This is a genomic window from Arachidicoccus rhizosphaerae, assembly GCF_900107765.1.
Taxonomy (GTDB): domain Bacteria; phylum Bacteroidota; class Bacteroidia; order Chitinophagales; family Chitinophagaceae; genus Arachidicoccus; species Arachidicoccus rhizosphaerae.
Genome location: NZ_FNQY01000002.1, coordinates 1 through 25,922 on the forward strand (window position 1 = coordinate 1; position 25,922 = coordinate 25,922).

The following is a 25,922-nucleotide window of genomic DNA, read 5'->3' on the forward strand; positions in this document are numbered from 1 at the left end:
CCATCCGCAACGGCAGTGAAAAATCACATAAGACCGGGCGAAAGAAATCCAATAGAGGGAAAATTTGGCCAAGCAAAGACCAGATATGGCATGGACAATATAAAAGCCAAGCTGGCCAATACAAGTACTTCATGGATATCTACTATAGCCCTGGTGCTAAACCTGGTCCGGATGACCAGGCAGGCACCTGTATCCCTACTATTAAGGATACAAAATTGGCTAGCCTATCATGTAGTCAGGCTAGCCGGAAATTTCAGAATTAAAAATTATTATAATGTGTTAATGACCACCTAGCGGTGAGTTATTGAGCAGACTCTAATTATTTCTTGCAATAAACTCCATTCAGACTTTGCTCAATAAGGCGTTTTGGCCAATTTTGCCAACTTTTTCTGACCAACTAGTTCTGCTTTAAAAGAAGTGAATACAAAAAAACCGTAGAAGGAATCCTAAGGATCCTGCCTACGGTTTTTTTATAAAAGATTGTTTATTAGCTTATGCTACTGCTTTTTTAACCAGGTCAGCTGCTTCACTCAGTAAGATGGCAGACTGTACTTTAAGGCCACTCTCATCAATGAGCTTTTTGGCTTCTTCTGCGTTGGTCCCTTGCAGCCTTACAATAATCGGGATTTCAATATTGCCTAATTTATTGAAAGCTTCAATAACACCGGCCGCAACTCTGTCGCAACGAACGATACCGCCAAAGATATTAATCAGGATGGCTTTAACGTTGGGGTCCTTTAAGATAATGCGGAAACCGGCCTCAACTGTTTCTGCATTGGCGGTACCACCAACATCCAGGAAGTTGGCAGGATCACCACCGCTTAATTTAATCATATCCATAGTAGCCATTGCAAGACCTGCTCCATTTACCATACAACCAACGTTGCCGTCCAGTTTTACGAAGTTCAGGTTATATTGACCGGCTTCAACTTCTGTCGGATCTTCTTCAGTGACATCCCTTAACGCTTCAATATCCGGATGGCGCATCAGCGCATTCTCATCAATATTGAGCTTACAGTCAACTGCGATGATTTTGTCATCGGAAGTCTTAAACAGTGGGTTGATTTCCAGCATGGAAGCGTCAGTCCCAATATAAGCATTATATAAATTGGTGACAAATTTCACGCAGTTCTTAAAAGCTGTACCGGATAACCCTAAGTTGAAAGCAATTTCTCTGGCCTGATAAGGCATTAATCCACCACCTGGGTAAACCCATTCTTTGAAGATTTTCTCAGGTGTTTTTTCTGCAACTTCTTCGATATCCATACCACCTTCCGTGCTGTACATAATTACATTCTGACCTTTTGATCTGTCCAAAAGGATAGATAGGTAGAATTCTGCTACGGGATGTTCTCCTTCGTAATAGGCATCTTTTGCAACAAAGATTTTATTGACTTTTTTCCCTTCAGCTCCAGTTTGCTTAGTTACCAGAACACCGCCCAGAATATTGCGCGCAACGGCTGCTGCCTCTTCTGCACTTTTAACTACTTGAACACCATGTTGTTCTGTTCCCTGAATCAATCCCTTTCCACGTCCGCCTGCATGGATTTGTGCCTTAATGACGGCGAACTTACTGTTGGTTTCTGATTTTATCTGGCGATAGGCTTCTTCGGCTGCCATTACGGAGTCAGCGGAAATACCTTCCTGTACAGGAACATTGTATTTTTTTAATAGCTCTTTTGCCTGGTATTCATGCAAATTCATAAGACTAAATTTAAGATTTTTAGTTGCACGAAGATAAGTCAACTCGGTCAATGTGCAAAGGTGGATTTCTTTGTTTATATGAGGATTTAACTTTTATCTCCCTGAAACTTAACTGAAAAATTCTGAAAATTAAAACTGACTTAATTCTTTTAAGGTGACCTTGCCTTCATAAATAGCTTTCCCTACAATGGCAGCACTACAGCCAATTGCTTTGAGCTGAATAAGGTCTTCCAGTGAACTGACTCCACCACTGGCTATAAAATACAGTTCGGGAAATTTATGGATAATCTCTGTATATAAGGGCAGGGACGGTCCCTGAAGAAGCCCGTCTTTGGATACATCTGTACAAAATACGTTTTGGATCCCTATTTTTTGATATTTATCAATAAAATCAAAAACGGAGAGATTGGTGGTTTCTAACCAGCCGCCAATGGTAATCAAGGTGTTTTTGACATCTGCTCCTAACAAAAACTGGCTGGGGCCATACTTTTGAATCCAGTCCGTAAATAAGGTTTCATTTTTAACGGCAATCGAGCCAATGGTAGCAAATTTAGCCCCGGAACCTAAAACAATCTCTACATCTTTTTCTGTTTTAATGCCGCCCCCGAAATCAATAATCAGTTCAGTGGATGAAGCGATATTTTCCAGTACTTTCCAATTGGTTACCTTGCCTGCTTTGGCTCCATCCAGATCCACCAGATGAAGCCTTGTAAGACCTGCGGCCTCAAAGGATTTGGCAACTTCAACGGGATTCTCATTATAAATGGTTTTCTGGCTATAATCACCCTGGGTTAACCGGACACATTTGCCGTCTATAAGATCGATGGCTGGTATAATTTGCATAATTTGTTGTAAGCGTTTAATGTTCTATTAAAAAGAATGCGCAACAAAAAATAGATGTTGCGCATTCAGTTTATTCTTTTCTTAAGGCATAGTGGATCTTACCCGATTTTAGCCTGCAGATTCTGGTCTAATGCGTCCAGGAATTCTTCAGTTGTCAGATAATCAACACCTGCTTTTACTTTATTGCCATGCACGCAAATCGCCAGGTCTTTTGTCATTTTGCCGCTTTCAACGGTTTCCACACAAACTTTTTCCAGGGTATTAGCGAAGTCAACCAATGGCTGATTGTCATCCAACTTCCCACGGAATGCCAGACCTCTGGTCCATGCAAAAATAGAGGCAATAGGATTAGTAGAGGTTTTGTTACCTTTCTGATGTTCACGGTAGTGACGGGTAACAGTACCATGGGCTGCTTCTGCTTCCATGACTTTACCATCCGGGGTTACCAGGGTAGAAGTCATCAGACCTAAGCTGCCGAACCCTTGTGCTACTGTATCGCTTTGTACGTCCCCGTCATAGTTTTTACAGGCCCATACGAAATTGCCATTCCATTTTAAGGCAGAGGCCACCATGTCATCAATCAGACGATGTTCATAAGTAATGCCCGCTGCTTCAAACTTGGCTTTGAATTCATTTTGGTAGATTTCTTCAAAAATATCTTTAAAACGGCCATCGTATTTTTTGAGGATGGTGTTTTTAGTAGAAAGATACAAAGGCCAGCCTTTAGCTAATGCCTGATTGAAACAAGCATGAGCAAATCCGCGAATACTTTCATCCGTATTATACATAGCCATGGCTACGCCATCGCCATTGAAATTGTGCACTTCATATTCCTGAACGGTTCCATCTTCTCCTTCAAATTTAACGGTCAGTTTTCCTTTGCCTTTGGTTACAAAATCAGTAGCACGGTACTGATCTCCAAATGCGTGACGGCCAATACAAATAGGAGCTGTCCAGTTTGGAACTAATCTTGGTACATTTTGACAAACGATTGGTTCGCGAAATACAGTACCGTCTAGAATATTTCTGATGGTACCATTAGGAGACCGCCACATTTTCTTCAGACCAAATTCTTCAACACGTGCTTCATCTGGTGTGATGGTTGCGCATTTGATACCTACACCATATTGTTTGATGGCGTTGGCTGCATCTACGGTAACTTGGTCATCGGTTGCATCACGGTGTTCAACGCCGAGATCATAATATTTAATATCTATATCCAGATAAGGGAGAATCAATTTGTCTTTGATAAATTTCCAAATTATTCGTGTCATTTCATCGCCATCCAATTCCACCACTGGATTGGCCACTTTGATTTTTTCAGCCATTAGTCAACAACTATTTTAAATTTTACAATAATGTGTACAAAAATAAGGGAATGTAGTTAAAAACCTTCAAGGGAAATGTAATTTTTGACTTATATAAAAAATTGTTTTGTGAGCTGATTTTTAATGTATTATAATCATTGTAGGCTAATGATTGTTTGTTTTAACGATTTGGTTGGATAATATGCATTAATTATATCCCCTTGAAAGTTCTTTAAAAGAAAAAGCCTTTCAGGAAATGATAGTAGCCAGTCCCCAGGATAGATCAGCCTTAAATTTTGATGTATGCATATGTAAATATATATTTTATATTATACTGTTAATCAAATTGTTTTAGCGTTAAAAAACGAAATAATGTTTCAAGGGATTTAATTAAATGTAGTCATATTCAAATCCTTTACTAAAAAAGTTTTTTATTCATTTTTCAATTTTAACCTAAAGAACTTCTTAAAGTCAAAAGGATTTAGCCATTGGGCCGTTTAAAACCATTATTTTTAATAAATTTGTTGCATATAAATCTTATTAATCTTGGAAAGTCAGGAAAAACAGAAAAATCTAAAAGCATTAGGATATACCATATTAACCTGTGGAGCTTTGGCTGTGGCACTTATTTTTGCCAGTTGGACACTCCCGACGCCTCCGCCGGAAGTGGTGGACAATGGCATAGAGGTTAATTTGGGTAATTCTGATCAGGGGATGGGGGATATTGCTCCTCAGTTGCCTGGTGAACCAACTTCTGATGATCAGACTCCCACGGATAATCCACCACCAATGGTGGCTACTGAAACACAGCCTCAGGAATATAAAGAAGTAGCCGATAGCAAAGAGGATGTTCCTGTTGTTAAGACTTCTCCGAAGCCAAAAGAGGTGAAAAAGCCTGAACCAAAGGCTGTTGAAAAATCGGTCAAAAAGACCACTGAAAAGAAAGTTATTAATAAGACGCCGGCTCCGCCCAGTCCTAAAGCCGTTTATAATGGAGGTACTAATAAAGGTACAGGGGGAAATAATGCGGATAGCTATAATGGAAAAAGAAATCAAGGTATAGCCGGAGGCAATGGCGACCAGGGCAAAATAAATGGCAATCCTGCCTCAGATAATTATAATGGAAATGGCGGTACAGGAACAAGTGGTATTAGCATCCGCAGCGGTTTATCGAACAGGAGATTTGTAGGGGACAGGAGCTTTACGGGTAAATTTAATGAAAATGCGAAAGTTGCGGTTGATATTGTTGTCAATAAAAATGGTAGTGTAACCAGTGCCAGTGTTAATCCAAGAGGGACAACAACTACGAATTCAACTATTTTGAGTATAGCTATAAGAAAAGCTAAAGAATTGAAATTCAACCAGGGGACTGTTGATGCACAAACAGGAACCATCGTATTTAATTTTAAATTAAATGGATAATATCCGTCTATGGTCAATGAATGTGTGCTAACTTGCGCGTAATTATTTATTCATTCCATGGATTATAAAGAAACGATTGATTTTTTATTCCAGCAATTGCCCATGTTTAGCAGGGATGGAGCATCTGCGTTTAAAAAAGATTTAAGTAATACTCTGGCCCTTTGTGCGGCCTTGGAAGCTCCTCAGACAAAATTTAAATCCATACATATTGCCGGAACCAATGGTAAAGGTTCCTCCAGTCATATGCTGGCAGCTGTTTTTCAAAAAGCAGGATATAAGACCGGTCTTTATACTTCTCCTCATTTATATGATTTTAGAGAAAGGATCAGAGTCAACGGGATGCTGTGTACGGAAGAGTTTGTCGTTCGTTTTGTGGAAAGGATTAAGCCGGAATTAGACGAAATTCAACCCTCTTTTTTCGAGATTACAGTAGCTATGGCGTTCGCCTATTTTGTAGAACAAAAAGTAGATATTGCTATCATTGAAACTGGATTAGGAGGAAGGCTGGATAGCACGAATGTAGTATTGCCTGAATTATCTTTGATTACCAATATCGGCTTTGACCATATGCAATTTCTGGGAAACACTTTGCCCGAAATCGCTACAGAAAAGGCCGGTATCATTAAAAAGAACAGGCCTGTTGTAATCTCTGAATATCTTCCGGAAACCAAAACTGTTTTTGAAAAAACTGCCGCCAATCTAAAGTCCCCAATATTTTTCGCCCAGGATCTTTGGTGTGTAAAGGAAAATGAAAACTATAATATAACGGCAGATCAACAGGACCTTCCTGCGCTCTGTATCAATGCGATTCGCCAGGGAGTTGGCCCGGATGATCTATCTTGTGATTATCAATTAGACTTGACTGGACATTATCAGTTAAAAAATGCGCAGGGAGTCCTGGAGACTATTTATCAAATGCGTCGATTAGGTTGGTCAATACCATTGGACGCCGTTCACGAAGGACTTAAGCAGGTAAAGAAATTAACGGGTTTTGTAGGTAGGTGGGATCAGGTATTAACAGATCCCTGGATGATTGCAGATGTGGGGCATAATGTTGATGGAATCAGAATGATAAAGGAACAGCTTAGCCACATGCAATACAAAAATCTCCATATTATTACTGGTTTCGTAAAAGATAAGGATGTCTCTGCTTCTTTAAAAGAATTGCCCCAAACGGCAAACTATTATTTTACGCAGGCCCCGATTCCCAGAGCGCTGGATGCAGCCTTATTAAAAAATATGGCGGAAAGCTTTAACCTTAAGGGAAAGGATTTTGCAGATATTTCTGCGGCGATTAAGGCTGCGATAGCCGCCTACCAGAAAGGAGATCTCATCTTAATTTGCGGAAGTGTATTCTTAGTGGCTGAAATAAAAGGTGCATTAAACAAGCTGGGATTATCCTGATTAATAAAATTCAAAAGGGCAGCTACTTTATTTTAGCTGCCCCTTTTTTGAGTTATATTTAATAAAGTTGATCTTAGCTGATTTCAACTAAATAATAGTTCTTTTTGCCTCTTTGCACCAATAGGTATTTTCCATGAAGTAACTGGTTATTGTCTACCTTACTTGCAATGTCATTAATTTTGTGACGGTTTATACTGACGCCTCCTCCCTGAACCATTTTGCGTGCAGCACCTTTGCTCTCGAATATATTAGCTGCTGCTAAAAAGGTGACAACATCCGGTTCTGTATCAAATTCTGCTTTTGGAAAACTCATTTTCTGAACGCCCTCCATCGTTTTCAGATCTTCAATAGATAACTCTTCTGCCGGCGCATTTTGATTGCTGAACAGCTTTTGAGTAACTTCTACCGCTGAGGCCAATGCTTCCTCTCCATGAACAAATCTGGTGATTTCTTCCGCCAGTTTTTTCTGAAGGATTCTGGCTTCCGGTCTCTGGTCATGATTAGTCAAAAGTTCGTTCACTTCATCCGGCGTCAGGAAGGTAAATATTTTAATCCAGTTTTTTACATCTTCATCACTGCTGTTCAACCAGAATTGATAGAACTGGTAAGGAGAAGTTTTTTCTGGATCCAGCCAGACATTGCCTTGCTCTGTTTTGCCAAATTTCGTTCCGTCTGCTTTTTTAATTAACGGACAGGTAAAGGCAAAAGCCTCTCCACCCGCTTTGCGACGGATAAGCTCAGTACCGGTAGTTATATTACCCCACTGGTCACTACCACCCATTTGGAGCTTCAGACCATTGGTTTGGTATAAGTGATAAAAATCGTATCCCTGCATTAGCTGGTAAGCAAATTCAGTGTAAGAAATGCCCACGTCCCCCGAAAAACGCTTTTTGACGCTTTCTTTGGACATCATATAATTTACTGTAATATGTTTTCCGGTGTCTCTGAGGAATTCTATAAATGAAATGTTTTTAAACCAGTCATAGTTGTTGATTAAAACGGCACTATTTTCTTCTTGCGCATTGAAATTCAAGAATTTGGAAAGCTGCTTTTGAATGCCTTCTATGTTTTGGGAAAGTTGCTCCTCGCTGAGTAAATTTCTTTCAGCGCTTTTGCCACTAGGGTCCCCGATCATGCCTGTGGCACCACCGACCAAGGCATACGGTTTATGACCTGCTTTCTGTAAATGAACCAATAATAATATAGGAACCAGACTGCCAATATGCAGGCTGTCGGCAGTTGGGTCAAAGCCAATATAACCAGAGGTCTTTTCTTTGAGTAATTGCTCCTCTGTTCCTGGAATGATGTCCTGCAACATTCCTCTCCAACTTAGTTCTTGTATTAAATTCATCTTCAAAATTTTGGCAAAGGTAAATGAACCCTGTTATAATATAAAACCGGATTGAAAAAACGGTTAAAAACTAGATGTAAATTATATTTTTTTATAATACAAAAATTATTCAAACTCAGTTTTTTTGCTTTAATCATTATTTTCCGGTTATGGCAGCTTCTTTTTGCAATATTTTTAAATGGATATCGTTATTGATATTAAATGAATAGAAGTGCCGTTTTAAGGTGTTTCTAGGTGCTTATAATATCAAAATACCAAATGAAGCGATTCAAAATAGTGCTGCTTTTATCAGCGTTTTGTGCAATATCTAATCTGGCAATCAGCCAGTTCCGAGCTTATTCTAATGAATTTATGAATATTGGTGCCGGTGCCAGAGGGCTGGGAATGGGAGGAGCGCAGGTGAGTAGTGCAATTGATGCTACAGCGGGCTATTGGAATCCTGCTGGTTTAAGTTATGTTAGGGAAGTACCTACAATTTCTGCAATGCATGCGTCTTATTTTTCGGGAATTGGAAAATATGACTATTTGTCGGCTGCTATTCCCTTAAACGATGACCGGAGAACGATCGGAATTACTGCCATTAGATTTGGAGTAGATGATATTCCCAATACCCTGTTTTTGGTGGATCCCCAGACCGGGCAATTGAATTATAATAATATCTCAGCATTCTCATCTGCTGATTATGGCTTTTTACTTTCATATGGTCAATTACTTAAGAATACCCCGGATATGCAAATTTCTTTAGGGGGAAATGTAAAGATTTTATATCGTCATGTTGGTAGTTTTGCCAATGCACTGGGATTAGGTATCGATGCCGGATTAATGATAAGAACACCTACCTGGCGTGTCGGCGTTGTGGCAAGAGATCTCACAACTACCTATAATGCATGGTCTTTTAATTTCACCGATAAAGAAAAGGAAGTATTATATCTAACCAATAATGATATTCCTACAAAATCCACAGAGCTTACTCAGCCAAGGTTAATTCTGGGTGGTGGCTATAATTTTGTGTTTAATGAGAAGTTTAGTTTGCTTGCAGAAACCAATTTGGATGTGACTTTTGACGGGAAAAGAAATACGCTGGTAAGCAGTGACCCGATAAGCATTGATCCGCATTTAGGTATTGAAGGTAATATTATGGATAAAGTATTTATCAGGGCAGGTATCTCAAATTTTCAAAGAGGCTTAGCTGATTCTGATACAACCAATCAAAAAAGAGTCTGGATTTTTCAACCAAGTTTGGGGGCAGGCTTTAAATTAGGGAATGTTGTGATAGACTATGCTTTTACCAATCTGGCCAACCAATCCAATCCTTTATATACCCATATTTTCTCGCTAAGGGTTGATCTGGAAAAAAAGAAATATTAATTGATTAGGTTCTTTTTAGACAATTTATTTATTCTATTTTCTTTTAAGATGACAAAAAGAAATTTACATATTGGGACTTTATTACTGCTAGTACTTGGCTTATTATTTACGACTGGTAAGGTGACCGCACAAACTTATAATAATGAGTGGATTGTAAACGGACAGACTTACTATAAATTTAAGATTGCAACGGATGGACTATATAGAATATCTGGCACAACGCTGTCTTCTGTGGGGATAGCAAGTGCAGTGGGAAGTAGTTTGCAGTTATGGAGAAACGGGGAACAGGTGCCGATTTATACCAGTAATACAGGAACGCTGGGGACAAATGATTATATTGAATTTTGGGGCGAACACAACGATGGCAGTGTAGATAAAGCCCTCTTTAAAAATGCTTCAGATCAGCTTAACAAGGCTGAGAGTTTTGAAGGTGATAGTTCCAGCTATTTTTTGACTATTAATACAAATTCCAGCCAGAATTTAAGATATACAAAAGCCACAAATGATGTAGCAGGTCTTGGCAGTAGCTTAACTGCTGAACCTTATTTTTATTATACGATTCAAAAAGACCTGGGTTCTACTTTTAACCGTGGACCGGCAACTGCCTATGGATCAGATTATGTCTACATGTCTGATTATAAAGCAAAATGTTTTGGTACTATTATAAAGGGAACTAAAAGCACCTCTGCCAGTTTTACTAATTTATATGGTTATTCTGGGGGAACCGGAATTATAAGTTCTGGAATGGCTGGAGCCTCCACCTTGGGGAGTAACCGAACGATAACGGTTAAGGGGAGCGATGGCGCTACCGTTACACAATCCTTGGGAAATTTTGAAGGAAAGGTAATCAGTGCAGGTGGAGCAAAGGTTAGCTCTAGTTATACAGTGACTGTTACCAATGGAAGTTCTAATGCCAATGATCAGGTAAATGTCAGTTTTGTGTCTCTATATTATCCCAGGACTTTTAATTTTGGAGGCGCTTCTAGTTTTGCTTTTAATTTATCTGCAAGCAGTAAGGCCAGGCTTTTAAATATAACCAATTTCTCTGCTGGAGGAAGCACTCCGGTATTACTGGACATTACTCACGGATTACGATATGAGGGCGTTGTCAATGGCTCAACTTATCAATTTGTACTGCCGGCGATGGATTCCAGCCATTTAGCCCTGGTTGGTCAAAGTGCAACAAGTTATACCTCCATTAGTGCGGCAGATATTACATCCAGGTTGTTCCCGAATCTTACAGTTAGCGATCAACAAGGAGATTATCTGATTATATCCAATAAGGCTTTGTATGGCAGAGGAGATTATGTATCTCAGTATGCTGCATACAGAAAGTCTTCAACAGGAGGGGGGTATAATGTTCATATTTATAATATTGATGATCTTGAAGATATGTTTGCCTTTGGGGTACATTCAAGCCCTCTAAGCATCAAGAATTTTTTAAGATACGCGCGCAATACATTTGCTGCTAAGCCTAAATTTGCTTTTTTAATTGGAAGGGGATTGACCTTTGATAATATGCAAGGGGCAAACGCTTCAAATTCTGAATATCAGGACCAGAATCTTGTGCCAACTTTTGGCTGGCCTGCTTCGGATATTATGTTGGCAGCCGATAACAGTGAACCTGTGGCTGCTGTGCCTATCGGCCGACTATCTGCAGTCAAACCAGATGAAATTAAAAATTACCTAGAGAAAGTCAAGGTGTATGAGGCTGCTCAGCAAAGTACTGATCATACGATTGCAAATAATGCCTGGAAGAAAAATGTGGTGTTTATATCGGGTGGAAGTACATCTTCAGAGAATAATTTATTTACAAGTTATTTGAATGACTACAAAACTATTTTAAATGATAGTTTATTTGGAGCTCAAAGTTATTATTTAAGTAAGATTACTTCCGATCAGGTCTCTTCTGGTCAAGCACTGGAATTAAAGCAGTTAGTAGGAAAGGGGCTTGGCATAATTAGCTATTTTGGTCATGGAGCCAGTACTACAATAGGTTATAGTGAATTAAGTGATCCATCTGCATTTGAAAACAATGGTCGTTTTCCAATAATATTTACAAGTGGTTGTGATGTGGGAGATTGTTTTAGCTTTATGACTGGGCGTACGACTACCATAAATAATATTACTGAAAGGTATATGTTTGGTGCTGATAAAGGTAGCATTGGTTTTGTAGCGGAAACCTATTTGGGGGTAACTTCCTTTCTGCAGACTTATAATTTGGTTTTGTATAAAGATTTGGCGCATGATTATTATGGGCAACCTATTTCTGTAGTTATGCAAAAATGTCAATCAGCAATGATTACTCCTGAAAGATTAAAAATAAGTGATACAATTACCAATTATGCGCATGCGGAACAAACAAATTATTATGGTGACCCCGCTATCAGCTTATATAATTTTAATAAACCTGATTTTGCTGTTGAAGACGATGGCGTTATTGCGCCAAGTTCGGTTTCGATTTCTTCAGGGAAGTTTAATTTGAAAGCTTATTTGTATAATATTGGAAGAGCAATCGGGGATTCTGTTAATATTACGGTGGTGCATAAATTTCCAGATGGATCTCAAGAAAATTTATTTGATAAAAAAATTAAATCAATTCATTATATTGATTCACTTTCTTTAGATGTAACGATTGATGCAAATAAATCTGTTGGAAATAATCAATTTGTTATAACTATTGATAATGATAATACATATGATGAACTTAATGAAAGTAATAATTCAGTAAGTAAAAATGTAAATATTTATGCTAATGGGATAACTCCAGTTTATCCATATAATTATTCCATCATTCATAATGCGACTGCTCCATTAGTTGGATCAACCTCGGATGCATTAGCATCTTCTGCAACATATATAATGGAATTAGATACTTCTAAATTATTCAACTCTCCTTTTTTAGTTACAAAATCTATAAAATCCGTCGGTGGTGCTATTAGTTTTGATCCGGGTATAACTTATAAAGATAGTGTTGTTTATTATTGGAGAATTAGTCCAGCAATTATAGATGGAGAAGATTATAAATGGGCTTATAGTTCATTTCAATACATTACAGATGATGGTACGCAAAATGATGGGGTAGGTCAAAGCCATTATTTCCAACACTTACAATCCACGCTCGAAAGTATTCAGTTGGATAGCCTTAATAGAGAATGGGCGTTTACGGATAGAAATGTTGAATTTGTAATAGGGCAAGCTGTAATTGGAAGTGGCATTTCCACAGGATACAGTAATTTTAAAATTATAGTGGATAAGGATCCTGTATCTTCTTATTACTGTACAAAACTTAATAGCTCATTAATGTTTAATGTCTTTGATCCATTAAGTTTTAAACCTTATATTAACCAAAATGTACCCTCAGTAATAGAGAGTGGGGAAATTGGTGGATTTATGGGAGCGACATCGGCTTGTAAAACTGGAGCTTATTCTTATGATACGGATCCAGTAGGACATCCGAATACCAATAAATCAAATTTTCAATTTAGTTATCAGACCGAAGCTGATCGGGCGAAGATTGTAGATTTTTTTAATTGGATTCCTGATGGGACTTATGTTGTGATGAGGCTTTTTGTAAAGGAGCCTTTCAATAATGTCCCATTAATTGATGCTTGGAAAAATGACGCCGGGGGAAATGCTAATTTGTATAATACTTTATTGGCACAGGGATTAACTTCATTAGATCAATTTACACAGCCACAAGGAGGGATTTTTGTTTTTAGAAAAAATAATAAATTATTTACACCAATCCAAGCGTTGACAGGAGATGTTAATGGACAACTTTTATTAACGGAGTCATTGACAGGAAAAGATTCGATTGGTTATATTACATCTCCAAAATTCGGTCCTGCAAAAGATTGGAAATCAATTCAATGGAATGGGTTGAGTAAGGATCTAATAAAAACTGATCACACCAGTTTAGAAGTGTGGGGAGTTACTAGTTCTGGTGCAAATATGTTATTAAAAACCTTAAATTCTGATGAACAAAATTCTGACATTTCTTCAATAGATGCCTCAACTTATCCATATCTTCAACTTAAATTAAGAAATGCAGATAGTATTTATTACACACCTTTTCAATTGAGATATTGGCACATATTATATACACCGGTGTCGGAAGGGGCTTTGGCAGGTAATATTGCCTTGGAAAGTAAAGATACTATTGATTTAGGACAGGATTTGACTTTTGGTATTGCTTTTAAGAATGTAAGTGATCAGATTTATAGTGATTCTATTAAGGCAAATGTGACTCTTAGAGATAAAGACAATCAATTATTTACAATTCCCATCCAGATGTTGAAACCAATTCAGGTGGGAGATACTGCGATGGTTTACGTTACTATTCCAGGAGATACGACTGAATATAATGCTGCACATCCGAATGACCGAATGCCGATAGGAACAATGAATTTAGGAGGGGCTGTAACTTTAGGTTTAGACATTAATCCTTCTTTAAGTCCATTGGAATATACACATGATAATAATTTCCTATACAAATCCATATACATTCGTACTGAAGAGCATAATACTCAATTGGATGTAACATTTGATGGGGTACATATCCTTGATAATGATATAGTTGCAGCTAAACCTGTGGTTGCGATCAGAGTCAGTGATGATTCTAAATATTTATTACTTAATGATACTGCAGTAGCTAAAATCTCATTGGTATATCCGGATGGTTCCATTAAGAATTTTGGATATAATTCTGATACATTGACCTTTAGTCCGGCTACCGATAGCACTAAAAATGAAGCTTTAATTGATTTTAGGCCTTATTTGACTCAAGATGGTACGTATGAACTTATAATTAAAGGTCAGGGTAAAACGGGTAATGCAACAACGGCTACTGATTATAGTGTCAATTTCCAGGTTTATAATAAACCGATGATTTCTGATATGTTTAATTATCCGAATCCATTTACGACCTCTACTGCATTTGTATTTACCATAACAGGTTCACAAGTGCCGCAGAATATTAGAATTCAGATTTTAACCGTTACAGGAAAGATTGTCAAGGAAATTACGAAAGAAGAATTAGGGCCTTTGCATGTAGGTAGAAATATTACTGATTATAAATGGGATGGAACGGATAATTATGGACAGAAATTGGCGAATGGCGTCTATATTTATAGGGTGATAACCAATCAGGATGGTAAGAAGCTGGATCATTTTACCATTAAGGATACCAATGGTAATGAAATTAACACAGGTAAATACTTTAACAAAGGGTACGGCAAAATGTACTTGATGCGATAACTTTTAAATTAAATGCTTGAGTTTGCTATCTTCGTGCAAATTTTAAACTTTAGACAATGAAAGTTGTTGGGACAGGAACTCGGGTATTGAATTTTTTAATTGATACATTACTTGTTTTTATAATAAGTTTTACCTTTGCAAAATGGTATAATTTTCATGTTATGTATTGGGGTTATCCGCCTTTTCCTCCTTACGCTTTCTTTTTTGTAAGTCTATTTGTTTATTACTTAATTTTTGAATCCATCTGGCGGAAAACACCAGGTAAATGGTTAAGCATAAGTAAGGTTGTGAACAAAGAAGGGAAGAAGGCTTCTTTCTTTCAAGTTTTGGTACGTTCGCTGGTGAGATTGACGGTTATTGATATGTTTTTTATTCCCTTTTTGGATGGAAGAACCTTGCATGATTTTTTAAGTGGAACTTATGTAGTAGAAGCATAAGTTTAAAGCTTACTTCCCAGGTGCTCTATTTCGAAGAACCCATGGCCGAAATATTCTATATAATAGTTTGTTTTTTGAAGCAATAAATATGTAGGTGGCCTTTGGATTATATTTAAGGAATTGCAAAATCGATAGTTTATTTGATTTTTCCTTTATAAACTCTGGATTGTTACTTAGCCAACTTGCAAGAAGGATTTTTTGATTAAAAAGGAATTCTCTTTTTGATGCAAGGGAGTCTGGGATTGTATGTTTACTGATAAAGTAGTCTGCTATTGTATGTCTTTTTATAAAATGATTAATGCGGGCATAGATGTCAATCTTTCTACTTTGAGAATTATTTCTGAAATTGTAAGTAGTTGTCGTTTGATGTAAATATGATCCTTTTGTTTTTAACATGAGGCCTAAATAAATCCCATAATCAGAGGTGGGAAAATTGTATTTTATATATTCTTCTATTTCTTCCTCCATTAATAGTGCTCTTCTGAATGAAGAAGTAGAGGTGAGGATAGGATAAGACAAAAGCGAGAATTCGAATTGATTATTTTCTGGGAATTTAAAGGAAGAATGATAACCATATTGTTCTTGAATTTGGTCCTCTGCCTCAATCAAATAATTCCCAAATATGAATCCTATTTTTGAATTTGTTTTGTAAACTTCGTAATGAAGTTGTAAATGGTTGATAGAATTCCAATAATCGTCCGCATCTAATAGTGCAATATATTCTCCTTGGGCTATTTTTAGTAAATGGCTTAGACTCTTAAGAACTCCCTGATTTTCTATGTTATTTATTATAGTAAAATTTGAATATTTTGAATAATTTTCTAATATTTTTATTGTTTCATCAGTTGAACAGTCATTACAAATTAATACTTCTATATTGAAATTAAAATTTTGAGAGAGTATGCTTTGAATTGCTCTATCGAGAAATTCTGCCATATTGTAAGTTGTGACGCATATCGAAAATACAGGGTTCATTTTTATAATTTAATTTTCATTGCTCTAAATACTATATAATTATAAATTTCAGTAGCAATTCGATTCTTAAAAACCTTTAATTGAAAAAACATATAACAACTGGCGCATAGCATAATTCCCAATATTAAATTTATAGTCATATTAGGGTTAAAACGTCCAATAAAATAATGAATTGGAATAAATAAACTACTTAATATAATGCAGATAAGTGGATCTTTTAATTTAATATTTAACTTGATATATTTTCTACTTTCAATATACACTAATGTTACCATTAATATTTCTGTAAATAAATATGAGATGCTTGCTCCTATATAACCGAATTTTGGAATAAGGATTAAGTTGATTATCAAATTACAAGCCATTCCCCAGATTGATAATTTAAACATTTGTTTCTCCTTTCCTAAAGGGAATAATATTTGTCGACTATAAACGAATGCTAATCCTAATAGAATTGGTAATGGAGATAAGATCATTAAAGAAATTGTAGCGGAGTAATAATTTTTTCCCGCAATTAAATTTATTAACTCTCTTGAATAAATAAAAACACCAAAGGATATTGGGATACTAAGAAAAGCTGTGTAATAAAATGATTTATTTAGTAATTCAATAGCACGAGTTCTATTTTGATTATTATTTATTCCAAATAATTTGCTTAGCTCAGGAATAAGAACAACCCCTCCTGTTTTAATAAAAGCAATGGCAAGCTTACTAATTTTTTCTGATACCGTATAATATGCCACTTCTTGTTTAGGTTTAAAAAATCCAAGTATAATCGAATTCGCATAAACATAGATGCTAATCATTACACTCAGGGAGAATAAAGTCACAATAGGCTTTAAATGCTTTCTAATGTTTAATTGGTTTAGATTAAATACTAGCAAATGTTTCGCTTTCATGAAATTTATTATTGCTGAAAGAGAAATTACAAATAATTCTATTGAATAATAGGTCGCCTTGTCAGTAGGTGATTTAATTAGGGTGAATATTAAAATTACTGAAATACTTCTTATAATTACTGATCGTAATGTAATATATTTAAATTCTTGAATGCCATTGTAATACCATTCTATGAAAAATAAATTAGACCATAGAATTGCAAATCCAATATAAAATAGTAATAAATCAGAATTTAGACTTGATATAATTCTTACAATAATTAAAAATATTCCGCTAACAATTGTGGTAGTAATACAATTAAAATAAAATAATTCAGAGAAAGTTTTTTTTAATAAGATGGGATTATCACTAACTTTAGCTATTTCCCTAATTCCATATACAGGGATTCCTAAAAAGGCAAAGGTTAAAAAATATTGTGTAAAGTAGCTTGCAAAGTTAACGGCTCCGATTGCATTTGGCTCGAGGACTCTAGCCGCATATGGAAAAGTTATCAAGGGAAATATTAATTGGCTTATTTGTAGTATCGTATTATATATAATATTTTTTTTAAGCATACAAAAGCGCCTTTGGATTTTTGTGCTAAATTAAACTTTCTTATAATAAATTGATTAATTTTGGTTTATTACTTTCAATATTTACCTATGGGGCGTCTTGGTAGTTTTGTTTTTAGATTTTTCTATATTTTGGCTCCTTTTAAAATGAAGAAGCGAATGGATCTCCTAAAACATGGTTGGAGTTTAATGGTGTCTCCTGATTCTTGGTTGGTTCAAATTGGTTACGTTAATTCATTCATTTCTGGAGAACCTGTTGATCTCTTTTATAATCCTGTTCCGTGGATGAATTATAGCCTTTTCTCTTTTTTGGCAGAAAGAATTAATAAAAACTTTGAAGTGTTTGAATTTGGTTCTGGAAATTCTACACTTTTCTTTGCTAAACATGTGAGGGAGTTGTATTCAATAGAGTATGATAAAAAATGGTTCGATTTGATTTCTAAAAAAATCATTGTCCAAGAGTTAAATAACGTTAGGTATATTTATTGTGAATTGGGGAATGCATATTCAAATAAAATAGTTCAAATAGATACTTTTTTTGATATGGTGATAATCGATGGAAGGCAAAGAGTGGAATGTGCAATAAGGGCCTATTCTAAATTGAAAGATTCAGGTGTATTAATATTAGATGATAGTGATAGAGTAAAATATAAAGAAATTTTTGATTTTTATCAAATAAAAGGATTTGCATTTGTTACCTTTTCTTCTGTAAAACCAAATGGGTTTGGGGCGGAGTATTCAACAATTTTTTACAAAAAAGGAGAAAATATTTTAGGATTATGATTAATGTCTTATGGCTCCCAAGCTGGTATCCTTCAATTGAATCTTTACAAAATGGAGATTTTATTGAGCGGCATGCACACGCTACTTCCTTTTATGCTAATATTCGCCTTTTATTTATTCAATCATCTAAAAAAGTTAATAGGAGAACTGTATATGATTTATGTTTAAATAAGGATTGTGATGAAAGAGTTGTTTTATTTCCTTCTTTTAGTCTTATAGGGAGTATAAACTTTATCAAATATATTTATTATTATAATGAATATATTTCGACCTATTTTAGCAATGAAACTAGAATAGATTTAGTGCATGTCCATGTATCATATAAAGCGGGATTAGTGGCTCTTTGGTTAAAAATAAGATTTGGAATTCCATATGTTTTAACTGAACATTGGACTTTATTTTCTAAAGGAAGAATAAATGAATATAAAAATAAAGGATTTATATTTAAATTCATTTTGAAAAAAATATTTAAGAATGCCTCTGTGGTAATGCCCGTTAGTAGGGACTTAGAATGCAGTTTAATTAACGATTTTGGAATAAAAAGAACAAAGGTGATTCCAAATGTGGTAGATAATAAATTGTTTTATTTTGACAAGAAAAGCTCTATAAATTTTTCATTTATTCATGTTTCCTCTGGGAAACCAGTAAAAAATGTTGGAAAAATTGTTAGCAGTTTTTTAAGGTTAAATAAAGTCGCTGATCTTAACCTTTTTTTGTTAATAGTAGGTATTTACAAAGTTGATGAATATGATTCGGACTTTCTTAAAGAAAGAAATGTTTTACTTTATGGAATGTTAGATCATAGTGATGTGGCAATCAATATGAGGAAAGCAAATTCCTTTATTTTGTTTAGTGATTATGAAAATCTCCCTTGCGTAGTTGCAGAAAGTCTTTGTTGTGGATTACCAGTCATTTCGTCTTCCATTAATGGTGTTCCAGAAATGGTGAATGATTCGAACGGAATACTTGTGCCTCCTGGTGATGAGGAGGCGCTATATCTGGCTATGGAGGATATGATTCTAAATTATTCCAGATACGACAGGGAAAAAATTTCTCAACAGGCACAAGCTAAATATAATCCCGAAGTTGTAGGTAGGCAAATTGTAGAGGTTTATGAAAAAGTACTATCAAAAAAATCCGGTTCTTAGCCCGGATTTTTTGTCTATCAGCTAAATTCAATTATAGATAATCATCGTCAAAATTTCTACGCACCTCCGCAACATAATCCTTGATTTCCTGTTCTTTATCCTTTTTACAGATTAAGAGAGAATCCTTGGTATCAATCACAATACAATCATCCAGCCCTTGTAATACGACCAATTTTTTATCAGGAGCACTGATCATGCATTTTGTCGCATCAATGACGACAATATGTTTTCCGGTCACTGCATTGCCTAAATAATCTTTTTCCAGATTTTCATAGGCACTGTTCCAGGTTCCTAAATCGCTCCATCCAAAAGAAGATGGTATTACGTATACATTTTCTGATTTTTCCATAATGGCAAAATCAATAGAGATATTGGTGCACAATGGATAAATGCGTTTGATAGCAGCTAGTTCCTTATCTGTATTGAAATTTTCCTTTTCAGCATCAAACACTTCAAACATTTCCGGCTGATGTTTCTCGATGGCATTTAAAACACTTTTCACACGCCAGACAAATATGCCTGAGTTCCATAAAAACTCTCCACTTTCCAAAAAGACTTTAGCCAATTCAAGATTTGGTTTTTCAGTGAAAGTTTTTACTTTATAAATATCTGAAGCGACTTCTCTGGTCTCATATTGTATGTAACCATAGCCTGTATTCGGATATAATGGTTTGATTCCTAATGTTACCAAAGCATTCAGATGCGCTGAAAAATCAAGTGCGGTCTCTATCGCTTTTGTAAATTCTACCGTGTCCATAATTATATGATCACTGGGAGCTACAATCAGATTTGCATCAGGGTCTTTTTCCAGTAATTTCATCGAGATATAAGCAACACAGGGAGCTGTACTTTTCCTGCTAGGCTCTCTGATTATATTTTCCAAAGGAAGTTCAGGAATCTGTTCATGTGTCAGATCTGCGTATTCTTCCGTAGTGGCGATAAAAATGTGGTCTAATTGAATAAATGGGGTAAACCGCTCAAAGGTTTGCCGAATAAGTGTTTTGCCGGTATGTAGAATATCCAGAAATTGCTTAGGTTTTGCCATTAAACTCTTGGGCCACAAGCGGCTGCCTATTCCGCCCGCAAGAATTACAACATAATGGTGTTCATTGTTTTGCACAGACTAAATTATTATTGATCGATTGCGAAGATAAAGAGATTATCCTAAATATTAATAGTTGTTATTTTTCTGATTTTTATAAGAACAGGGCTTAATGTGGCATCAATTTAGCCATAAACTGCAAAATTATCAAGAATCCACCTGTAGATATACGTTTAAACATTATTTTTGTGGTTATGTATTTTAATTGGAATGACAGTATAAATTTAATGCGTAAGCTCACTTTTAAGCGTTTTTGGAATGCTGCAAAAGTTACGATGAGCTTTGAATTGAGCAAATTATTGAAAAAGCCAATTCAATGGGGTTATCCGATGTCCATTTCTTTTGAGCCAACCACTTCATGTAATCTGAGATGTCCGGAGTGTCCAAGTGGACTCAGGGCCTTTACCAGGGAAAAAGGGATGCTTAAAAATAATTTCTTTACTGATACTATTGATGATATATATGAGGAAATAATGTATTTGATATTTTATTTCCAAGGTGAGCCTTATCTGAATCCGGATTTTTTGAAAATGGTAAAATATGCCCATGATAAGGGCATATATACGGCAACATCGACAAATGCGCATTATTTAACGGATGAAAAAGCGAAAGAAACGATAGAAAGTGGACTTGATCGATTAATTATATCCATTGATGGAACTACGCAGGAAGTTTATGAATCCTATCGTGTCGGGGGAAAACTTGAGAAAGTGCTGGAAGGCGCTCGTAATATTGTAAAATGGAAAAAGAAGCTGAATAGTAAGACGCCGTTTGTTTTTTTCCAGTTTTTAGTCGTCAAACCCAATGAACACCAAATAGAAGATGTTAAAGCGCTGGCTAAAGAAATAGGGGTGGACCAAGTTCGGTTTAAAACTGCACAAGTTTATGATTATCAGAATGATCCAAACGGATTGATACCGACAATCGATAAATATAGTCGTTACAGAAAAGATAAGAATGGCGAAATGCAGGTAAAAAGTGGCATGAAAAACCATTGTTGGAAACTTTGGCAGTCAAATGTAATCACTTGGGATGGTTTAGTTGTACCTTGTTGTTTTGATAAAGATGCGATGCACCGGCTGGGTAATTTAAAAAACCAGTCCTTCAAAGAGATCTGGCATAATGATAATTATAAACAGTTCCGAAGTGAATTAATGGCTGGCAGAAAAAATATCGATATCTGCGCCAATTGTTCTGAGGGACTATCTGTATGGGAAGATTAATGCAAAATACGATGGAAGACAAACTAAAAAATATTGAATTCCCGGAATTCAAAAATGATTTTCACATGGTCAGACTCAGCATTTTCCTTACAGAAAGCTGGCTCATGGAGTCTGTGAGAAAGTTCTTTGATGAATTTGACATTACTGCTCAGCAATACAACATTATGCGTATTGTGGAGGCCAGTGAAGTTCCTTTAAGTATTTTGCAGATCCGCGAAAAGATGCTGGAGAAAATGTGTGATGCCAGCAGATTGATTGACCGTTTAATTTTAAAAGAACTTGTAATTAAAAAAGTTTCCGTTATTGATAAAAGGTTAGTAGAAGTTTATATAACCGAAAAGGGTCTTGAATTATTAGCTGAAATTAAGGGTAAAGTTTCTGCCCTGGAAAAACCTATTCGAGATAATATTAGCGAGGAGGAAGCGGCTACGCTTTGTGCTTTGTTAAGTAAAATGAGAGGGTCTGAACCAGAAATTTGTTGCTGAAAATCTACATGAATTAACTAGGTTCAAAGATTAAATCGGCCTTTTCTCATCGTATTATTTATTCAAAATATGTCAAAAACAAGGTTCCAAGATTTATTGAAATTTATTTGTATTTGCACCCTTCTGAATATTATTGGATATGGGAGCGTATGTGCACAGCCCAATCCTCCTAAATATGAAATGCGGGGTGTTTGGATTGCTACTGTTTTAAATATTGACTGGCCGAGCAAACCGGGACTTCCTACGGAACAACAAAAAAGTGAATATATTCGGATCCTGGAAAAAGATAAGGCAATGGGAATCAATGCCGTCTTTGTCCAGGTGCGTCCATCAGGGGATGCTTTTTATCCATCCCAATATGATCCATGGAGTGAATATCTTACCGGTAAACAAGGGCAAGCTCCACAGCCGTATTATGACCCTTTGAAATTCATGATTGAGGAGGCACATAAAAGAGGAATGGAATTCCATGCATGGATCAATCCTTACAGAATGGTCTTTGATGTAACCAGGTCCTCAATTGCTGCCAATCATGTTACAAAAATGCACCCGGAATGGTTCGTTAGATATGGCAAACAATTGATATTTAATCCAGGACTGCCAGAAACAATCGATTTTCTGGTGGGAGTGGTCAAGGATATCGTTCATAGATATGATATAGATGGTATTCACCTGGATGATTATTTTTATCCTTATCCGACCAGTCAGCATTTTAATGATGATGCTGCTTATCAAAAATATGGGCATGGCTTAAGTCTAGCCGATTGGCGAAGATCTAATTGCGATTCTGCTATAAAAAAGGTGCATAATGCCATTTTGGAACTAAAACCGATGGTTAAGTTTGGGGTAAGTCCTTTTGGTATTTATCAAAATAAAACCCAGGACTCTGGAGGTAGCGATACAAGAGGATCTACTAATTACCATGACCTATATGCGGACATCCTTCTGTGGTTAAAGGAAGGTTGGATTGATTACGTTGCCCCCCAGTTATATTGGAAGATCGGGAAAACAGGGCAGGATTTTAGAATTCTGCTAGATTGGTGGGCCAATCATACCTATGGCAGAGATTTGTATATTGGACAAGCGGTTTACCATGCAGACGAAAGGGACGTATCCGGTTGGTCAGATACCAAAGAACTGCCTAATGAGATACAATTTATTCGTCAGTATCCCGATAAAGTACAGGGCAGTATATTTTTTAGCAATAAATCCTTTAATTCCAATCCAAATGGCTTTGTGGATAGTTTAAAAAACAATTATTACCGTAAACCGGCGCTAATCCCACCCATGTTATGGATTGATAAAAATCCGCCTAAGGCCCCTGAAATCTGGGCTATCAACGGTAGATTACCACAAATACAAGGAGCATTAGATGAGCTTTCTCAAAGAGAAATAGTCAACAAATATGTTCTTTATACGGGTAGAACCATCCAAGAACTCGGCAATCATCCGGAACAAATCATTGTTGGTGATAATAGAGGCAGCGTATTTGGCTTTAATCTTAATTATAGTAATATACCTGCAGGCAGTAAAAAGTTCTATGTATCCGTTACCAGTGTGGACCGGGAAAACAATGAAAGTTCTGAAAGCAATATCATAAGATTTGAACAAAGAAGTGACGGATCCTGGCAAGGCTTTGTTGGTTATTAAACTGAAATTAAAAATCCTACTTAAATATGAACAGTTGGTAGTAATTGCTTAATTTAGCAAGCTATCTATTCAATGTTGATATGTTAATTAAGAAAAATATGAAGAAATATTTACTATTATTACTTGGGGCAGGCTATGGTTTTACTTTGCAAGCGCAACCGGAAAGATGGCAGCAAAAAATTAAATATACCATTGATGCTAACCTGGATGTCAATACCAATATCGTTAACGGAAAAGAGAAAATTACCTACTGGAATAATTCTCCTGACACGCTGAATCGTTTATTTATCCATTTGTATTGGAATGCTTTCCAGCCAGGATCAATGATGGATGTAAGAAGCAAGGAACTAGGCAAAATCATTTTAGGAAAAAACAGAAAGGGGGAACCTGTACAGGACTGGGATCCCCGTGTTCGGGACAGAATCTCAAATTTAAATGAAAAGGAGATTGGTTACCAAAGGGTAAAATCACTGACTATTGATGGGCAGCAGCAAAATCTGGTAGAACATGAGACGATTTTGGAAGTCCAGTTGAAAAAGCCTATCCTGCCGCACTCTGCAACGGATCTTGCTATTAATTTTGAAGCGCAGGTTCCTGAACAGATTCGTAGAAGCGGACGTGATAATGAAGAAGGCGTTAGATACAGCATGAGCCAATGGTATCCCAAAATGGTAGAATACGATTACCAGGGCTGGAATGCGAATCCTTATATAGCCAGAGAATTTTATGGTGTATGGGGAAGTTATGATGTACAGTTAACTTTGGATAAGCATTACCTGGTAGCAGCAACCGGCACGGTTCAAAATCCGGATGAGGTAGGTTTTGGATATGGTAAATTAGCCGGGGTCCCTGAAAATGCTTCGGAAGAAACTACCTGGCATTTTACAGCAGATAGCGTACATGATTTTGTTTGGGCTGCTGATAATCAATATAAATTAATTAAAAGGAAAATAGAAAAGGGTCCGCTTTTCTATTTTGTATATAAAAGCAAATCTGAAAAAGATGATTCTGATTGGAATACATTAGCAGATTCTGTAGCTTACGTATATCCTTATATTGCCCGTACATTTGGTGCTTATCCTTATCATAATTATTCCTTTATCCAAGGAGGAGATGGCGGTATGGAATATCCGATGGCTACCTTAATTAAAAGTGCCAGTTTAGGAACAGCCCTCCATGAATTCGGTCATAACTGGTATCAGGGTATTTTAGGTAGTAATGAGAGTTTATATCCCTGGATGGATGAAGGTGGTGCCACCTATTTTCAGACAAGAATATATGGCTGGTTGCATCACGATAGTACCTGGTACAGCCCAAGTTATAAATCCTATTATTATCTGGCCAAAAGTGGATTAGAAGAGCCCATGAGCACCCATTCTGATCATTATAATACCAATTTTGCATATGGCGCGGCGGCTTATGGAAAAGGGGCCGTATTTTATGATCAATTGGGATATATTATAGGAAAAAAGAATATGGATGCTTTTTTGTTGCGTTATTTTAATACCTGGGGTTTTAAACATCCGAATGCCAATGACCTGATCCGGGTCGCTGAAAAAGAAAGTGGTTTGGAACTGGAATGGTATAAGAATTATTGGGTATACTCTACCAAAACAATTGATTATGCGATAGATAAGATTTCATCACAGAATGATCATGCAGTCGTAGAATTGTCCAGAAAAGGAGAAATGCCTATGCCTTTGGATGTCCTGGTTACTTATAAAGATGGAAAACAGGAGATGTATAATATTCCTTTGGGTATGATGTTTGGCCATAAGCCTGCTGATAATGATTATTACCCTTGGATTTTTGCCAAGGAATGGAGATGGACAAGTCCGACTTATCAACTAGAGCTTTCCAGGCCAAATACCGATATAAAATCGGTTCAGATTGATCCCTACCAGCAAATGGCCGATATCAATCGGGATAATAATACAATAGACTGATAATTAGTTAATTGGGTTAAGTTTTTCAAAATCAAAATGGCTTGGAAATTCTATTTCCAGGCCA

At 36.3% G+C, this 25,922-nt stretch carries 19 protein-coding genes; 12 read left to right on the forward strand and 7 right to left on the reverse strand.

Going from position 1 to position 25,922, the window contains the following annotated elements; translation table 11 throughout:
* Positions 1-294 (forward strand): transposase (locus BLU80_RS19665; RefSeq protein ID WP_211481726.1); only part of this gene is annotated, 294 nt, incomplete at its 5' end.
* 198 nt (positions 295-492) lie between these two features.
* Here the strand turns inward: BLU80_RS19665 and sucC are convergent.
* The 3 genes from sucC to BLU80_RS02245 form a co-directional block, all read right to left on the reverse strand.
* On the reverse strand, positions 493-1,704 hold the full coding sequence (sucC, locus tag BLU80_RS02235; protein ID WP_091392806.1) for an ADP-forming succinate--CoA ligase subunit beta: 1,212 nt from the start codon (positions 1,702-1,704) through the stop codon (positions 493-495).
* A gap of 129 nt (positions 1,705-1,833) precedes the next feature.
* A complete protein-coding gene (hisA, locus tag BLU80_RS02240; protein WP_170831117.1) occupies positions 1,834-2,547 on the reverse strand; it encodes a 1-(5-phosphoribosyl)-5-[(5-phosphoribosylamino)methylideneamino]imidazole-4-carboxamide isomerase in 714 nt (237 codons plus the stop codon).
* Positions 2,548-2,645: 98 nt separating this feature from the next.
* Complete coding sequence (locus tag BLU80_RS02245; protein WP_091392810.1) at positions 2,646-3,875, reverse strand: NADP-dependent isocitrate dehydrogenase; 1,230 nt, start codon at positions 3,873-3,875, stop codon at positions 2,646-2,648.
* Between the two features lie 525 nt (positions 3,876-4,400).
* Between BLU80_RS02245 and BLU80_RS02250 the strand changes: the two genes are divergently transcribed.
* Both BLU80_RS02250 and BLU80_RS02255 read left to right on the forward strand, forming a co-directional pair.
* Positions 4,401-5,276, forward strand: a complete 876-nt coding sequence (locus BLU80_RS02250) for a hypothetical protein (RefSeq protein WP_091392812.1) — start codon at positions 4,401-4,403, stop codon at positions 5,274-5,276.
* Positions 5,277-5,333: 57 nt separating this feature from the next.
* Positions 5,334-6,680, forward strand: a complete 1,347-nt coding sequence (locus tag BLU80_RS02255; protein WP_091392814.1) for a bifunctional folylpolyglutamate synthase/dihydrofolate synthase — start codon at positions 5,334-5,336, stop codon at positions 6,678-6,680.
* 73 nt (positions 6,681-6,753) lie between these two features.
* Here BLU80_RS02255 and tyrS read toward each other — a convergent pair whose 3' ends face one another.
* Complete coding sequence (gene tyrS, locus BLU80_RS02260) at positions 6,754-8,031, reverse strand: tyrosine--tRNA ligase (protein ID WP_091392816.1); 1,278 nt, start codon at positions 8,029-8,031, stop codon at positions 6,754-6,756.
* A 258-nt stretch (positions 8,032-8,289) separates the two neighbouring features.
* Here tyrS and BLU80_RS02265 point away from each other — a divergent pair, with 258 nt between their 5' ends.
* From BLU80_RS02265 to BLU80_RS02275, 3 genes are read left to right on the forward strand one after another with little or no spacing between them, the layout of a single operon-like run.
* Positions 8,290-9,399 carry a putative type IX sorting system protein PorV2 gene (locus tag BLU80_RS02265; RefSeq protein WP_091392818.1) on the forward strand — a complete coding sequence of 370 codons (1,110 nt, stop codon included), beginning with the start codon at positions 8,290-8,292 and terminating at the stop codon, positions 9,397-9,399.
* A gap of 48 nt (positions 9,400-9,447) precedes the next feature.
* Positions 9,448-14,658 (forward strand): putative type IX secretion system sortase PorU2, encoded by a 5,211-nt coding sequence (gene porU2, locus BLU80_RS02270; RefSeq protein WP_139188063.1) that lies wholly within the window; start codon positions 9,448-9,450, stop codon positions 14,656-14,658.
* Between the two features lie 56 nt (positions 14,659-14,714).
* Positions 14,715-15,095 carry an RDD family protein gene (locus BLU80_RS02275; RefSeq protein WP_091392823.1) on the forward strand — a complete coding sequence of 127 codons (381 nt, stop codon included), beginning with the start codon at positions 14,715-14,717 and terminating at the stop codon, positions 15,093-15,095.
* Between the two features lie 9 nt (positions 15,096-15,104).
* On the opposite strand, the gene BLU80_RS02280 is transcribed toward BLU80_RS02275, so the two are convergent.
* Positions 15,105-16,070, reverse strand: coding sequence for a glycosyltransferase family 2 protein (locus BLU80_RS02280; RefSeq protein WP_091392825.1), 966 nt, complete (start codon positions 16,068-16,070; stop codon positions 15,105-15,107).
* A gap of 2 nt (positions 16,071-16,072) precedes the next feature.
* A complete protein-coding gene (locus BLU80_RS02285) occupies positions 16,073-17,524 on the reverse strand; it encodes a flippase (protein ID WP_091392827.1) in 1,452 nt (483 codons plus the stop codon).
* Between the two features lie 87 nt (positions 17,525-17,611).
* Between BLU80_RS02285 and BLU80_RS02290 the strand changes: the two genes are divergently transcribed.
* Entirely contained in the window at positions 17,612-18,304 is a 693-nt protein-coding gene (locus tag BLU80_RS02290; RefSeq protein WP_091392829.1) for an O-methyltransferase, read from the forward strand.
* Positions 18,301-19,452 carry a glycosyltransferase gene (locus BLU80_RS02295; RefSeq protein ID WP_091392831.1) on the forward strand — a complete coding sequence of 384 codons (1,152 nt, stop codon included), beginning with the start codon at positions 18,301-18,303 and terminating at the stop codon, positions 19,450-19,452. The genes BLU80_RS02290 and BLU80_RS02295 overlap by 4 nt, the downstream gene beginning before the upstream one ends.
* A gap of 31 nt (positions 19,453-19,483) precedes the next feature.
* Here the strand turns inward: BLU80_RS02295 and BLU80_RS02300 are convergent, their stop codons facing one another.
* The gene (locus tag BLU80_RS02300) at positions 19,484-20,572 is read right to left on the reverse strand and encodes a mannose-1-phosphate guanylyltransferase (protein WP_091392833.1); all 1,089 of its coding nucleotides are present in this window, start codon (positions 20,570-20,572) and stop codon (positions 19,484-19,486) included.
* A gap of 209 nt (positions 20,573-20,781) precedes the next feature.
* Between BLU80_RS02300 and BLU80_RS02305 the strand changes: the two genes are divergently transcribed.
* The 4 genes from BLU80_RS02305 to BLU80_RS02320 all read left to right on the forward strand — a co-directional run bounded on the left by BLU80_RS02305 (position 20,782) and on the right by BLU80_RS02320 (position 25,858).
* Positions 20,782-21,777, forward strand: a complete 996-nt coding sequence (locus tag BLU80_RS02305) for a radical SAM/SPASM domain-containing protein (protein ID WP_244518683.1) — start codon at positions 20,782-20,784, stop codon at positions 21,775-21,777.
* Between the two features lie 11 nt (positions 21,778-21,788).
* Positions 21,789-22,262, forward strand: coding sequence for a MarR family winged helix-turn-helix transcriptional regulator (locus BLU80_RS02310; protein WP_091392838.1), 474 nt, complete (start codon positions 21,789-21,791; stop codon positions 22,260-22,262).
* Between the two features lie 69 nt (positions 22,263-22,331).
* Positions 22,332-23,912 (forward strand): glycoside hydrolase family 10-like protein, encoded by a 1,581-nt coding sequence (locus BLU80_RS02315; RefSeq protein WP_091392841.1) that lies wholly within the window; start codon positions 22,332-22,334, stop codon positions 23,910-23,912.
* Between the two features lie 98 nt (positions 23,913-24,010).
* Positions 24,011-25,858, forward strand: coding sequence for a M1 family metallopeptidase (locus BLU80_RS02320; RefSeq protein ID WP_091393576.1), 1,848 nt, complete (start codon positions 24,011-24,013; stop codon positions 25,856-25,858).
* Positions 25,859-25,922: the final 64 nt, after the last annotated feature.

Coding starts and splice junctions, on each gene's coding strand:
- sucC (WP_091392806.1), bottom strand. CDS start 1,704: ATGAATTTGCATGAATACCAGGCAAAAGAGCTATTAAAAAAATACAAT.
- hisA (WP_170831117.1), bottom strand. CDS start 2,547: ATGCAAATTATACCAGCCATCGATCTTATAGACGGCAAATGTGTCCGG.
- BLU80_RS02245 (WP_091392810.1), bottom strand. CDS start 3,875: ATGGCTGAAAAAATCAAAGTGGCCAATCCAGTGGTGGAATTGGATGGC.
- BLU80_RS02255 (WP_091392814.1), top strand. CDS start 5,334: ATGGATTATAAAGAAACGATTGATTTTTTATTCCAGCAATTGCCCATG.
- tyrS (WP_091392816.1), bottom strand. CDS start 8,031: ATGAATTTAATACAAGAACTAAGTTGGAGAGGAATGTTGCAGGACATC.
- BLU80_RS02265 (WP_091392818.1), top strand. CDS start 8,290: ATGAAGCGATTCAAAATAGTGCTGCTTTTATCAGCGTTTTGTGCAATA.
- porU2 (WP_139188063.1), top strand. CDS start 9,448: ATGACAAAAAGAAATTTACATATTGGGACTTTATTACTGCTAGTACTT.
- BLU80_RS02275 (WP_091392823.1), top strand. CDS start 14,715: ATGAAAGTTGTTGGGACAGGAACTCGGGTATTGAATTTTTTAATTGAT.
- BLU80_RS02280 (WP_091392825.1), bottom strand. CDS start 16,070: ATGAACCCTGTATTTTCGATATGCGTCACAACTTACAATATGGCAGAA.
- BLU80_RS02285 (WP_091392827.1), bottom strand. CDS start 17,524: ATGCTTAAAAAAAATATTATATATAATACGATACTACAAATAAGCCAA.
- BLU80_RS02290 (WP_091392829.1), top strand. CDS start 17,612: ATGGGGCGTCTTGGTAGTTTTGTTTTTAGATTTTTCTATATTTTGGCT.
- BLU80_RS02295 (WP_091392831.1), top strand. CDS start 18,301: ATGATTAATGTCTTATGGCTCCCAAGCTGGTATCCTTCAATTGAATCT.
- BLU80_RS02305 (WP_244518683.1), top strand. CDS start 20,782: ATGCGTAAGCTCACTTTTAAGCGTTTTTGGAATGCTGCAAAAGTTACG.
- BLU80_RS02310 (WP_091392838.1), top strand. CDS start 21,789: ATGGAAGACAAACTAAAAAATATTGAATTCCCGGAATTCAAAAATGAT.
- BLU80_RS02315 (WP_091392841.1), top strand. CDS start 22,332: ATGTCAAAAACAAGGTTCCAAGATTTATTGAAATTTATTTGTATTTGC.
- BLU80_RS02320 (WP_091393576.1), top strand. CDS start 24,011: ATGAAGAAATATTTACTATTATTACTTGGGGCAGGCTATGGTTTTACT.